The sequence below is a fragment of the Photorhabdus viridis genome (assembly GCF_040256935.1).
Taxonomy (GTDB): domain Bacteria; phylum Pseudomonadota; class Gammaproteobacteria; order Enterobacterales; family Enterobacteriaceae; genus Photorhabdus; species Photorhabdus viridis.
Genome location: NZ_JBEJZY010000006.1, coordinates 21,356 through 33,859 on the forward strand (window position 1 = coordinate 21,356; position 12,504 = coordinate 33,859).

Sequence of the window (12,504 nt, forward strand, 5' to 3'; positions counted from 1 at the left end):
ACTTTGTATTCACCTGTGGTGTGACCCTATATCAGTGCACTACGTCTTCCGGTTTCTGCTTATAAGCATTGCTGAAATCGTAAGTCAGCGCCCGTTTTGTCTTATCCAGATCAATACGAACCGAGCCACCGTGAACTAATGAACCAAACAATAGTTCATTGGCCAACGGTTTCTTTAGACTATCCTGAATAACCCGGGCCATTGGGCGAGCGCCCATCGCTTTATCATAGCCTTTATCACATAACCATTGACGGGCATCCGCACTGACTTCCAGTGAAACGCCTTTTTCATCCAATTGTGCTTGCAGTGCGACAATGAACTTATCGACTACCTGTTGAATCACTTCAATAGAAAGCGCACTAAACCAGATAATACCATCAAGGCGATTACGGAATTCCGGTGTAAACACCTTCTTGATCTCTTCCATCGCATCAGAGCTGTTATCCTGCTGCTTAAATCCAATGGATGTACGCTGAGTTTCACGTACGCCAGCATTCGTTGTCATAACAACAATAACGTTACGGAAATCCGCCTTACGGCCGTTGTTATCAGTCAGAGTACCGTTATCCATCACTTGCAATAACAAGTTAAATACATCTGGATGTGCTTTTTCAATCTCATCAAGCAGCAATACTGAATGAGGATGTTTAATCACCGCATCCGTGAGCAATCCTCCCTGATCAAAACCAACATATCCCGGTGGCGCGCCAATTAAGCGACTGACTGTGTGGCGCTCCATATATTCCGACATATCAAAGCGCAATAATTTGATATTCAGCGCCTTGGCTAGCTGTACGGTGACTTCTGTTTTGCCCACCCCTGTTGGGCCGGCAAGCAGGAAAGAACCCACCGGTTTATTATCCTGCCCTAATCCCGCACGACTCATCTTGATGGCTTCGGTTAATGCTGCAATCGCTGTATCCTGACCAAATACCAGCATCTTCAGCCGGTCATCCAGCGTCTTCAATACATCCTTATCACTGGCCGAAACTGTTTTTTCAGGAATACGGGCAATACGGGCAACAATAAATTCAATATCCGACACATTGATCGTTTTCTTACGCCGGCTGACCGGCACCAGACGAGTACGCGCCCCCGCTTCATCAATAACATCAATAGCCTTATCTGGTAAGTGACGATCAGTAATATATTTCACTGATAAATCAACCGCAGCGCGGATAGCTTTCGAGGTATAGCGTACATCATGGTGCGCCTCATATTTTGGCCGCAACCCTTTAATAATCTGTACTGTCTCTTCCGGTGAAGGCTCAACAATATCAATCTTTTGAAAACGACGCGCCAACGCCCGGTCTTTTTCAAAAATATTACTGAATTCATGATATGTCGTAGAGCCAATCACTCTGATACGCCCACTGGATAACAGGGGTTTGATCAGATTAGCCGCATCGACCTGCCCCCCAGACGCCGCTCCAGCGCCGATAATGGTATGGATTTCATCGATGAATAGAATACTTTTTCTATCCTGTTCAAGGTTTTTTAACAAAGCCTTGAAGCGTTTCTCAAAATCACCACGATATTTAGTTCCCGCCAGTAATGAACCAATATCCAGTGAATAAATCGTACAATTAGCCATCACTTCCGGTACATCTTTTTGTACAATCCGCCATGCCAATCCTTCTGCAATAGCTGTTTTACCCACCCCCGATTCCCCCACCAATAATGGGTTATTTTTCCGGCGACGGCACAGTACCTGAATCGTTCTTTCCAGCTCATCCTGGCGGCCAATCAATGGATCAATCTGCCCTCTTTGGGCAAGTTGATTAAGATTAGTTGTAAAATTCTCTAACCGATCTTCACCAACAGGCTGTTCTTCCGCAGATTGAGCGCCTATCCCCTGATGATCCGATTCACTGTCTTCTTTCTGCGTTCCATGAGAAATGAAATTAACCACGTCCAAACGACTGACATCATGTTTACGCAGCAAATAAGCAGCCTGAGACTCCTGTTCGCTGAAGATAGCCACCAGCACATTAGCACCGGAGACTTCTGAACGCCCAGAGGACTGAACATGAAATACCGCGCGCTGAAGAACACGTTGAAAGCTCAAGGTTGGCTGAGTCTCCCGCTCATCATTCTCAGGCAACAACGGTGTTGTTTGTGAAATAAAATTCTCCAGCTCTTTACGCAATTGAGCCAGATCGACCTTGCACGCTTCCAATGCTTCACGCGCTGATGAATTGCTTAACAATGCCAGCAATAGGTGCTCCACGGTCATAAACTCGTGTCTGTTATCCCGCGCTTTAGCAAAGGCAATATTAAGACTAAGTTCAAGCTCTTGATTGAGCATAGGCACCTCCCCCTAAAATCAGTATACTTGGTCAGATTTTTTCCAGCGTACAAAGTAATGGATGCCCGTGCTCCCTGGCATACATATTTACATGAGCCGCTTTAGTTTCTGCCACCTCTGCGGTATAAACCCCACAAATAGCTTTACCCTGATAATGGACATCCAGCATTAATTGCGTTGCCCGTTCAACATCATAAGAAAAGAACTTTCGTAATACGTCAACTACAAACTCCATCGGAGTGTAATCATCATTGTTAAGAATGACCTGATACATTGATGGCGGTTGCAATTTCTGCTGTTGCTCATCCTTGACAAATTCTTTACTTTTCAAACTATTATGATACTCGCTCATTGTTTTTCCAACAGGATTAATCACTAATACCAGCCACTGCCAGCAAATAAATTATGTTCCCATTTATCTTATCATTATCTGGGCAACTCCGTTTACCACAGGTTATTCCCCTATAAAAACCCGGTATAAAAGTGAATGAACGAAACTCATATCGTTATCTATATCAAACTTTAGTCATTCAAAACAACCAGACATTTGTTCTGTGCTTGACGAGAATTTGATTTTTACTACAGTATGTTTTGTGAACAAACATAGATAATGTAACTGGTTACATGTGATTGTTTACGAATGTTATATTAACGATTCATCTCAACCGAAATAATTAAACGAGGGATGCAAAAGTATGGAGACAGGCACTGTTAAGTGGTTCAATAATGCTAAGGGCTTTGGGTTTATTTGTCCGGCAAGCGGCGGAGAAGATATATTCGCTCATTACTCAACCATTCAGATGGACGGTTACCGGACACTGAAAGCAGGCCAGAAGGTGCATTTCAGCATTCACCAAGGCCCAAAGGGAAATCATGCCAGTATTATTGTTCCCCTTGAAAACGAATCCAAAGGCCAGATAACCTGACCTATAGGTCATATGACCAGGTGTTACTTCTACACCCCGCCGGTAATTTTGCCAGCGGGGTGACATAACTTCCACTTATTCTCTTGCCAGAGCGTCTATCGGATCAAGACGGGCAGCATTACGGGCCGGCAAAAACCCAAATATTACACCAATTGCGGTAGAACAGGCGAAAGCACTCAGTAAAGCCACTGGCTGGAAAACAAAACTCCAACCTGGCAGCGCCAGTTGTGCAATAAATGCAATCGTATAAGACAGTGCTATTCCCAAAATACCGCCAACCAAACAAACCAAAATAGCTTCTATCAGAAACTGCTGCATAACATCACTGGTTCTGGCCCCTACGGCCATACGGATGCCAATCTCTCTCGTGCGTTCGGTGACCGAAACCAACATAATATTCATGACCCCGATACCACCAACGATCAGTGAAATTACTGCCACCATTGTCAAAAACAGCTGTAGAGTACGGGTCGTTTTTTCCACCGTTTTTATCAGCATATCCGTGTTATAGGTGAAAATATCCTTTTTCCCATGACGTAAAGTCAGCAATCGAACAATCTTCTGTTCTACTGCCTTAGAGCTGTGACCATCCTTGATTCTGACAACAATTGAATCCAGATAATTCCGGTTGAGCAGGCGACTGGTCATCGTGCTATAAGGTAACCAGACATGTAATGAACTATCACTGCCTAATGCCGATTTTCTTTCAGCTATCACCCCGACAATAGTGGCAGGCATATTACCCATTAGAATGACTTCACCAATCACATTTTTTTGATGAGGAAATAATTTACGCTGGGTATTTTTATCAATAACCACAACTTGCCCCTGACGGCGTACCATATCCGATGTAAAACTCATTCCCTGAGCAAAGTACAAAGCATAAACCTGAAAATATTCATCACCAATGCCGGAGACTCTCGCAGCAACATCAATATTTCCTTTACGAAGGCGCGCCCCTCCCTCAATATTTGGTGAAACTGCCAGAATATAAGGTTGTGCTCTGATAGCGTCTACATCCGCGATTTTCAGCGCTTGCTTACTGGCCGGGTCGTCGCTGCCAAAATCTTCTCCCGGATAAACACTAATGGTATTGGTTGCAATCTCTTTAATATCGGATAACACCAATGCCTTGGCGGCATCTCCAATAACCAAAATAGTCACTACAGACGCGATACCAATAATAATCCCTAACATCGTCAACAAGGTCCGCATCTTATTGACGACCATTGCCCGCCATGCCATCAATAAAGCTTCATTAAACCGGCCAAAAATCTGACGTATCGATGATATTTTTGCTGTTATCGGCGGGGCTTCCGTCACGGTTTTACTCAGTTGCGAGCCAGAGTCATTCATAATGTGACCGTCTTTGATCTCAATAATCCGCTGTGCCTGCGCCGCGATTTTCGGATCATGCGTGACAATAATAACGGTATGCCCCTGTTCACACAGTTGTTTGAGGATAGCCATCACCTCTTCACCAGAATGGCTATCCAGCGCCCCCGTTGGCTCATCAGCCAAAATAACCTGACCACCATTCATCAACGCCCTGGCGATACTGACCCTCTGCTGCTGTCCACCAGAGAGCTGCCCTGGCCGATAGCTGACTTTTTCGTCAAGCCCCAGACGACTAAGCAACTCTATTGCTCTCTGTCTGCGTACAGTTTTAGCCGCCCCGGCGTAAATAGCAGGAATTTCTACATTCTGTTCAGCAGTCAAATGGGTCAGCAAATGATAACGCTGAAAAATAAACCCAAAATGCTCCCGTCTCAGTGCCGCCAATTCATCATTATTCAGTTCAGCAACATTCTGCCCCGCAACCCGGTATTCACCACCACTGGGTTTATCAAGACAGCCAAGGATATTCATCAGTGTCGATTTGCCAGACCCGGAAGCACCGATAATCGCAACCATCTCACCGGAGTGAATAGACAAGGTGACATCATCAAGTACTTTTATCTGTTGCTCGCCAGCGGAATAGCTGCGCTCTATGCCTCTCAGCTCAAGTAATGCATTCATTACTCATCCCCTGTTTCACCACGACCGGTAATCACCTGCTCATGCTCTTTCAGACCGGACAAAATCTGTACATTCACATCATTGCGTACACCAATAGCCACTTCCTGTTTCTCTTCTTTCCCCCCTTTCAGAATATCCACCTCATAGCGGGTTGGGGTAATCTGTTTACCCAGAGCAGAAAGTGGGATCATTAACACGCCACGATGAGAATCGAGCTGGACTTTCACTTGAGCCGTCATTTGTAAACGCAAAAGTTGCTTAGGGTTAGGCACCTCAAAACGGGCATAAAAGAAAATTGCATCATTAATCTTTTCTGGCGTCGGCAAGATATCTTTCAACACACCAGTGAAATTTTTATCAGGTGCGCCTAATACGGTAAAAGAGGCTTTCTGACCGGGTTTCAGGCCAATAACATCCGCCTCTGAAACTTCGGCTTTTACCAGCATCGTGCCAAGATCAGCCAACGTCAGAATAGTCGGGGCTTCCTGTGCAGCGATGACCGTTTGCCCCTGAAGTGTTTTAATATTGACAACAATGCCATCCATCGGTGCGGTAATACGAGTGTATTGTAAATTAGCCTGAGCAGTATCAAGGCTGGCCTGATTTTTACTGATTTGCGCCAGCAAAATTTCCACCCTCGCTTTTTTCACTTCAACATCCGTTTTAACCTGATCCAATTCCTGGTGAGAGACTGCCTGCACTTTTGCCAGATTATTCTGACGTTGTAATGTAAGCTGCGCCAGTTTCAATTGTGCCCTAGCTTCCATCAGATTAGCGTTTAATTCTTTAATCGTCGCTTCAACTTCTTTTACTTGGTTTTGAGCAGGTTTAGGATCGATCAATGCTAGTAATTGGCCTTTTGTCACCTTATCACCCACTTCAACATACAAGTTCTGCAACTGACCACTGACCTGCGCCCCTACATCTACTTTTCTGACAGCATCCAGCTTCCCTGTGGCCAGAACATTTTTCTCCAAATCGCCTTTAATAACGGGTACAGTCTGATATTTAACCTTTTCTGGCCCATGCAGAAAATACCCCAGAAACAATACGATAACTGCCACAATAGCTAACAACACCACCCATCGACGTTTCGAACGAATAAAATTCATTTAAATATCACCATTTTAAGAATTGGATAAAAGGAATGGTAAAAAACAATGTTTCCTGTAATGCCACGATATAGCCAGAAATTTCCACTCAATCCAGAGAATGCAGCCCTTGTTTGATTTTTACACCTACTGAAAGTTCACCCACCTTAAGAATAAAAAATTCTTTGAGCAACAACATACTTCCCCCTACCCTAGCTATTTTCTTAATGTAAAAAAATTGTTATATTTATTTCCGTAGCCTTTAAGGCTGATTTTTATACGAAACTTAGATAAAAAGATGTTAACCATTTTAAAGGATGTTAATTATGTATTCTGGACTGTTGATCATTCTTTTGCCGTTAACTCTGGGTTATCTTATCCGTTTGAATAATAAAACAGGGTTAAATGCTGTTCATCATCTCCTTAATGCGATGGTCTATGTTATTCTGTTTTTAATGGGGATAAGTTTAGCTTTACTGGAAGATTTAAGCCGTAACCTCTTCTCTATTTTTCAGTATGCCACTGTATTTTTCTTATGTATTTTCGCCGCCAATATGCTGGCATTATTCCTGCTGGAAAAACACAACCCTTGGATGGTCAACTCGCATAAACAGGAAAAACCCCCTTCCCGTTTACATATGATTTTTGAATCACTGAAATTATGTGGCGTCCTGATTTTAGGTTTCCTGCTTGGGCTTACCGGCTGGTCGTGGCTGCATTTCGCCAGTCGTGCCAGTGAAATTGCTCTGGTTGTTTTACTGTTATTGGTAGGCATTCAATTACGTAACAGCGGTATGAACCTGAAACAGATATTACTAAACCGCCGGGGTACAGCTATTGCGCTTGTTGTTGCAGTCAGTGCGCTTGCCGGCGGAGTGGTTGCAGCGCTTATTCTTGGGCTGCCAGTAAAAACGGGTTTAGCGTTGGCTTCCGGCTACGGCTGGTACTCTCTCTCAGGTATCTTACTTTCTGATGCTTACGGACCTGTCATCGGCAGCGCCGCGTTCTTTAATGATCTGGCGCGTGAACTTGCGGCAATTATGCTCATTCCGATTCTGGTCAATCGGTATCGGTCAAGCGCAATAGGGTTAAGCGGTGCGACTTCTATGGATTTCAATCTGCCGGTATTACAACGATGTGGTGGCGTCAGTATTGTTCCAGCAGCTATTGTCCACGGTTTTTTGTTGAGCTTATTGGCCCCTTTACTGATCGCATTCTTTACTTAATCAGAATTTCAGCCACAATGATGTTTGATGTTATCGATAATAATCTGAGCGCTTGATTGTTAAGAAGTCAGCAATAATTATTCATTATACAGTTGTACTTTATTCATCTTCCGCCTTATGGAAACGTATAAGTAAGCTTTTGTTAACGAATTATACAAAACGCGGATAGAACAGGTTAATCAGACATATAATTGAAATATCGATTAATAATATTCTATGCGTAAGATATTGCATAATTATGCCAACGGGTTTAGCATCGGAATAAATCACTGACTATTCAGAATTAAAGCATGAGTATTCAATTAAAAAGCATTGATTGCTATTACGGCGCACATCAGGCGCTGTTTGATATTAATCTTAAGTGTTCTTCAGGGGAAACGATGGTTTTGCTGGGGCCAAGCGGCGCAGGTAAAAGCACGTTGTTGCGGGTATTAAACCTACTGGAAATACCGCGATCCGGCCGGTTGACTGTTGCTAATCATCAATTCGATTTTGCACAAACACCAGGAATAAAGGAGATTCGTTCTCTGCGCCAGAATGTCGGTATGGTTTTTCAGCAATATAACTTATGGCCACACCTCACTGTTATGGATAACCTGATCGAAGCACCTTGTCGTGTGCTCGGTTTATCCAAACAGCAAGCTCAGGAAAAGGCGGATAAGCTACTTTCCCGTTTGCGTCTGGAGGATTTTGCCAGTCGTTTTCCACAACATTTATCCGGTGGACAACAACAGCGGGTCGCTATTGCACGGGCATTGATGATGGAACCACAAGTTTTATTATTTGATGAACCAACGGCAGCACTGGACCCGGAAATCACCGCCCAAGTGGTGAATATTATCCATGAATTGTCCGCAACAGGTATTACACAGATTATCGTTACCCATGAAGTAGAAATCGCCCGTAAAGCCGCGAGTCATGTCGTCTATATGGAAAACGGCCGCATTATAGAACAAGGTGATATCAGCCAATTTACTCAACCACAAACCAAAGCCTTTGCTAATTATCTGTCACACTAACTACTACAGGATATAGCGATGAAAAAATTACTCCTTGCCGCCCTCTTGGGTACCGTTACTTTATCTGCAACCGCCACGGAAAAACAAACCCTTCGTTTTGCTACGGAAGCCACTTATCCTCCGTTTGAATTCATTGATGCAAATAATAAAATTCAGGGTTTTGATATCGATCTGGCCAATGCTATCTGTGAGCAAATTAATGCAACATGTACTTTCACTAACCAATCATTTGACAGCCTGATCCCAAGTCTGAAATTCCGTCGCTTCGACGCTTTAGCCACAGGTATGGATATCACCCCTGAACGCCAGAAACAGGTTGATTTTACTAACACTTATTACGATAACTCAGCGACATTTATCGCAGTTAAAGGCAAGGTTTCCAGCATCGCTGAACTGAAAGGTAAACAAGTGGGTATCCAGAATGGTACAACTCACCAAAAGTACCTGATGGAACAACAAAAAGAGATTAAAACCGTTCCTTATGACAGCTATCAAAATGCCATTCTGGATCTGAAAAATGGCCGTCTGGATGCCGTTTTCGGTGACACTGCCGTTGTCAACGAATGGCTGAAAAAAAATGAAAACTTAAGTACCGTGGGTAACAAAATCACTGACAAGAATTACTTTGGTATCGGTTTAGGGATTGCGGTGCGTAAAGGCAACAAAGAGCTACAGGATAAACTGAACAAAGCACTGGCTGATATCAAACGAGATGGCACTTATGACATCATCTATAAAAAATGGTTTGAATAATAACTGAATCTCAATGAATGAATTTCAATCTCTAGCAAGCGCCGCCGGCATCACCGTCGGCCTTGCCGTTTCTGCGTTAGCGCTTGGGCTGATTTTAGCAATGCTATTTGCTGCCTGGGAATCAGCGCGCTGGAAACCTTTTGCCATACTTGGCACCTGCTGGGTTACCCTGTTCCGGGGATTGCCGGAAATTTTAGTTGTACTTTTCGTCTACTTCGGCGCATCACAACTACTGATGACACTGGCTGATGGCTTTGATATTTATCTTATTTTCTGGCATCCCAGAATTCAGATAGATATTCAGGATTTTTATGTCAGTCCATTCCTTTGTGGTGTCATTGCGCTTTCCCTGCTCTACTCTGCCTATGCATCCCAAACACTTCGTGGCGCGATAAAAGCCATTCCTGCCGGCCAATGGGAAGCGGGTCAGGCATTAGGTCTCGGCCGCACTGAAATATTTTTCCGCCTGATCATGCCTCAGATGTGGCGACATGCTCTGCCAGGGCTCGGTAACCAATGGCTGGTTTTACTGAAAGACACCGCATTGGTATCGCTTATCAGTGTTAATGATCTGATGCTGCAAACCAAAAGTATTGCGACACGGACTCAGGAACCCTTTACCTGGTATATGATTGTGGCGCTTATCTATCTGGCTATCACCCTGATAAGTCAGTTTATTCTGAAGAAAATTGAGATGCATACCACACGCTTTGATCGGAGTGCTTCCTGATGCTTGAGTATATTCAACAAATTCTGTCAGGGCTGCAAACCAGTCTGAGTCTGACCGCTGCGGCTCTTTTTACCGCTTTCATGATGTCCGTGCTGTTCACTATGGTTCTGACCATCAAATTGCCGGTACTGACACAGCTGGTAAAAACCTACATTACTCTGTTCACCGGCACCCCTTTGCTGGTGCAGTTCTTTCTGGTTTATTACGGGCCTGGGCAGTTTCCATCTTTAAAAGAGTATCCGTGGCTTTGGCATTTACTGTCTCAACCCTGGCTGTGTGCAATGGTAACACTGGCGCTTAACAGCGCGGCATATTCTACCCTGCTGTTCTATGGCGCAGTAAAAGCCATTCCCTTGGGTCAATGGCAATCCTGCCAAGCGTTGGGAATGTCTAAAGCACAATCCATGCGGATCTTACTGCCATATGCCTTCAAACGGGCGTTGTCTTCCTATTCCAACGAAGTTGTATTGATTTTCAAGAGTACTTCTCTTGCAAGTACGATAACTTTGCTGGAGGTAATGGGATACAGTCAGCTTCTGTTTGGCCGTAATTATGATGTGATGGTTTTTGTTGCCGCAGGTGTGATTTACCTGTGTGTTAACGGCATCCTGACTTTGCTGATGCGGATGATTGAACGCCGAGCGCTGGCTTTTGAGCATCGTAATTAAACGGGCGTCATGAAAAGGGATAGGGAGTTCCTACCGGAACCCCATCCCAGTCACACCTATCATTCAGTTTTGATTTAACACCAATAACGTCAAAACTTCGTAATGCTCAGTATGAGGGAACATATCGAACAACTGTGTTTTTTCCACATGGTAATTGACCAACGCAGTGATATCCTTCGCCATCGTCTGAGCATTACAGCTTGAATAAAGAATATAATCCGGCGCCATTCTACTGAGATAATCACACAACTCTTTACCAATTCCCCGACGAGGTGGATTGACCAGAACCAATTGAGGAATATGATCCTTTGCTACGGCAAAATGCGTTGAATCCAAAGCCTTGAACTCGATGTTTTTCAAACCCAATGTTTTGGCCGAATCAGCAGCACAATCAATCGCCTCAGGGCTGATTTCAATTCCAGTTAAACGGGTATTTTCATCCGCACAATGAAGGCCAAAACCACCAACGCCACAGAACAGATCCCACATACTGCTGATTTTCAATTCACGAACCCAGCGCCCTGCCGTCGCATACAACTCAGAAGCAATTTCCGGGTTAGTCTGGAAAAAACTGCGTGGACGAATATAAAGAGGAACGCCATTAAATGCTTCTTTTAGTGCTTTTTGCTCAGTAAACAGGATCTCCTTTTCACCTTCCAAGATCGCCATATGGATTGGTTGAATATTGGCAGAAATAACCGTAAGCTGCGGCAATTGCTCCCGCAACCGGGGCAAAGCACGTGCCAATTGAGCAATTTTCATTTCAGAGCGCAGTACAAAACGCAGCATCATTTCACCGCTATGACGACTTTCTGTCAGTAACAGGTATTTCAGCTCACCCCGTTTACGGGCAACGTTATATGGCGTCAAGCCAGCACAAGCAATGAAAGATTTAACGACATCAAATACAGGCTGAAAATGCGCCGGATAGAGAGGACAATTACACAGATCAACGGCAACCCCATCGCGATGCAACATGCCCAGCAATGGACGCTCTACACTGCCACTGACAACCATTTTAGCTTTATTACGAAAGGCGTTTTGTTGACTGGCAATCGGAAGCAACCATTGATTCACAATGGTTTGGCACAATAACTGTTTTAAATTCTGCTGCTTATCTTCTAACTGCTGAAAATAGGGTTTTTCAAGCCACTGACAGGAGTGACAATGCCCTGCGGAGTACTGCGTACATTGCATTGTTGAATGACCGTGTTGGAAATACTAGTGTAAAGTAAAAGTCGGTGCTTTAACGGAAGCCTGTGACTCTTCTTCCTCTTCAATATCACCCTCGATTTCGATATCACGGTTAATATACAACAAGTTATTACTGTGAATTTCAAAAACCACGCCCGCAATCTGCTCTTCGCTCTGCTGCAAAAAATGAGAAAATTGGGAAAAAGTCAGCCCGGCTGAAACAAGGAAAGATTGACATACCACTAACTTCGGTAAGTTTTCATCCTGAATATCAAGAAAAGCCTTAATCGTCAGCGAACTGGAGTTAATTTGGCTTAAATTAGCCATCAGAGGAATAATTGCTGTTGGCTTCACCTCAGCCAAAGCAGAGAACAAAATTACATTGTCCAACAGATCAATTTTAGCATCGAATAAACCATCAATATTCTGCATATGAGGTAGATGCAATGCTTGGCACGAATCGCACTCAAAGTAGGAAATTTTGAGCTGATCCAACCACTCACGCAATACTGATAAGTCAGGAATGACAAGTGAACCCATCTAACAACCCCATACAACGGAAAATGAAAA

General features: G+C 43.9%; 12 protein-coding genes. 6 read left to right on the forward strand and 6 right to left on the reverse strand.

Annotated elements, in window-relative coordinates:
* Positions 1-31 precede the first annotated feature (31 nt).
* Both clpA and clpS read right to left on the reverse strand, forming a co-directional pair.
* Positions 32-2,308, reverse strand: coding sequence for an ATP-dependent Clp protease ATP-binding subunit ClpA (gene clpA / locus ABR397_RS03390; protein WP_350304479.1), 2,277 nt, complete (start codon positions 2,306-2,308; stop codon positions 32-34).
* Between the two features lie 31 nt (positions 2,309-2,339).
* Positions 2,340-2,660: an ATP-dependent Clp protease adapter ClpS gene (gene clpS / locus ABR397_RS03395; protein ID WP_350304480.1), complete on the reverse strand. Its 321-nt coding sequence runs from the start codon at positions 2,658-2,660 to the stop codon at positions 2,340-2,342.
* 343 nt (positions 2,661-3,003) lie between these two features.
* On the opposite strand from clpS, the gene cspD reads away from it, so the two are divergent.
* Positions 3,004-3,234, forward strand: a complete 231-nt coding sequence (gene cspD / locus ABR397_RS03400) for a cold shock-like protein CspD (RefSeq protein WP_021325221.1) — start codon at positions 3,004-3,006, stop codon at positions 3,232-3,234.
* A 75-nt stretch (positions 3,235-3,309) separates the two neighbouring features.
* On the opposite strand, the gene macB is transcribed toward cspD, so the two are convergent.
* A complete protein-coding gene (macB, locus tag ABR397_RS03405) occupies positions 3,310-5,253 on the reverse strand; it encodes a macrolide ABC transporter ATP-binding protein/permease MacB (protein WP_350304481.1) in 1,944 nt (647 codons plus the stop codon).
* Complete coding sequence (gene macA, locus ABR397_RS03410; RefSeq protein ID WP_350304482.1) at positions 5,253-6,365, reverse strand: macrolide transporter subunit MacA; 1,113 nt, start codon at positions 6,363-6,365, stop codon at positions 5,253-5,255. The genes macB and macA overlap by 1 nt, the downstream gene beginning before the upstream one ends.
* 305 nt (positions 6,366-6,670) lie before the next feature.
* Here macA and ABR397_RS03415 point away from each other — a divergent pair, with 305 nt between their 5' ends.
* From ABR397_RS03415 to artM, 5 genes are all read left to right on the forward strand, one after another.
* Positions 6,671-7,570, forward strand: a complete 900-nt coding sequence (locus ABR397_RS03415; RefSeq protein ID WP_350304483.1) for a lysine exporter LysO family protein — start codon at positions 6,671-6,673, stop codon at positions 7,568-7,570.
* A gap of 290 nt (positions 7,571-7,860) precedes the next feature.
* Entirely contained in the window at positions 7,861-8,589 is a 729-nt protein-coding gene (gene artP / locus ABR397_RS03420) for an arginine ABC transporter ATP-binding protein ArtP (RefSeq protein WP_350304484.1), read from the forward strand.
* Positions 8,590-8,607: 18 nt separating this feature from the next.
* A complete protein-coding gene (gene artJ, locus ABR397_RS03425) occupies positions 8,608-9,342 on the forward strand; it encodes an arginine ABC transporter substrate-binding protein (protein WP_350304485.1) in 735 nt (244 codons plus the stop codon).
* A gap of 13 nt (positions 9,343-9,355) precedes the next feature.
* The gene (gene artQ / locus ABR397_RS03430) at positions 9,356-10,072 is read left to right on the forward strand and encodes an arginine ABC transporter permease ArtQ (RefSeq protein ID WP_350304486.1); all 717 of its coding nucleotides are present in this window, start codon (positions 9,356-9,358) and stop codon (positions 10,070-10,072) included.
* Complete coding sequence (artM, locus tag ABR397_RS03435; RefSeq protein WP_350304487.1) at positions 10,072-10,740, forward strand: arginine ABC transporter permease ArtM; 669 nt, start codon at positions 10,072-10,074, stop codon at positions 10,738-10,740. Before artQ ends, artM begins: the two co-directional genes overlap by 1 nt.
* A gap of 63 nt (positions 10,741-10,803) precedes the next feature.
* On the opposite strand, the gene rlmC is transcribed toward artM, so the two are convergent.
* Entirely contained in the window at positions 10,804-11,937 is a 1,134-nt protein-coding gene (gene rlmC, locus ABR397_RS03440) for a 23S rRNA (uracil(747)-C(5))-methyltransferase RlmC (protein ID WP_350304488.1), read from the reverse strand.
* A gap of 24 nt (positions 11,938-11,961) precedes the next feature.
* Positions 11,962-12,474, reverse strand: coding sequence for a type III secretion system chaperone family protein (locus ABR397_RS03445; protein WP_350304489.1), 513 nt, complete (start codon positions 12,472-12,474; stop codon positions 11,962-11,964).
* Between the last annotated feature and the right edge of the window lie 30 nt (positions 12,475-12,504).

Excerpts from the sequence above, each read along its gene's own strand:
- clpA (WP_350304479.1), bottom strand. The coding sequence starts at position 2,308 with ATGCTCAATCAAGAGCTTGAACTTAGTCTTAATATTGCCTTTGCTAAA.
- clpS (WP_350304480.1), bottom strand. The coding sequence starts at position 2,660 with ATGAGCGAGTATCATAATAGTTTGAAAAGTAAAGAATTTGTCAAGGAT.
- cspD (WP_021325221.1), top strand. The coding sequence starts at position 3,004 with ATGGAGACAGGCACTGTTAAGTGGTTCAATAATGCTAAGGGCTTTGGG.
- macB (WP_350304481.1), bottom strand. The coding sequence starts at position 5,253 with ATGAATGCATTACTTGAGCTGAGAGGCATAGAGCGCAGCTATTCCGCT.
- macA (WP_350304482.1), bottom strand. The coding sequence starts at position 6,365 with ATGAATTTTATTCGTTCGAAACGTCGATGGGTGGTGTTGTTAGCTATT.
- ABR397_RS03415 (WP_350304483.1), top strand. The coding sequence starts at position 6,671 with ATGTATTCTGGACTGTTGATCATTCTTTTGCCGTTAACTCTGGGTTAT.
- artP (WP_350304484.1), top strand. The coding sequence starts at position 7,861 with ATGAGTATTCAATTAAAAAGCATTGATTGCTATTACGGCGCACATCAG.
- artJ (WP_350304485.1), top strand. The coding sequence starts at position 8,608 with ATGAAAAAATTACTCCTTGCCGCCCTCTTGGGTACCGTTACTTTATCT.
- artQ (WP_350304486.1), top strand. The coding sequence starts at position 9,356 with ATGAATGAATTTCAATCTCTAGCAAGCGCCGCCGGCATCACCGTCGGC.
- artM (WP_350304487.1), top strand. The coding sequence starts at position 10,072 with ATGCTTGAGTATATTCAACAAATTCTGTCAGGGCTGCAAACCAGTCTG.
- rlmC (WP_350304488.1), bottom strand. The coding sequence starts at position 11,937 with ATGCAATGTACGCAGTACTCCGCAGGGCATTGTCACTCCTGTCAGTGG.
- ABR397_RS03445 (WP_350304489.1), bottom strand. The coding sequence starts at position 12,474 with ATGGGTTCACTTGTCATTCCTGACTTATCAGTATTGCGTGAGTGGTTG.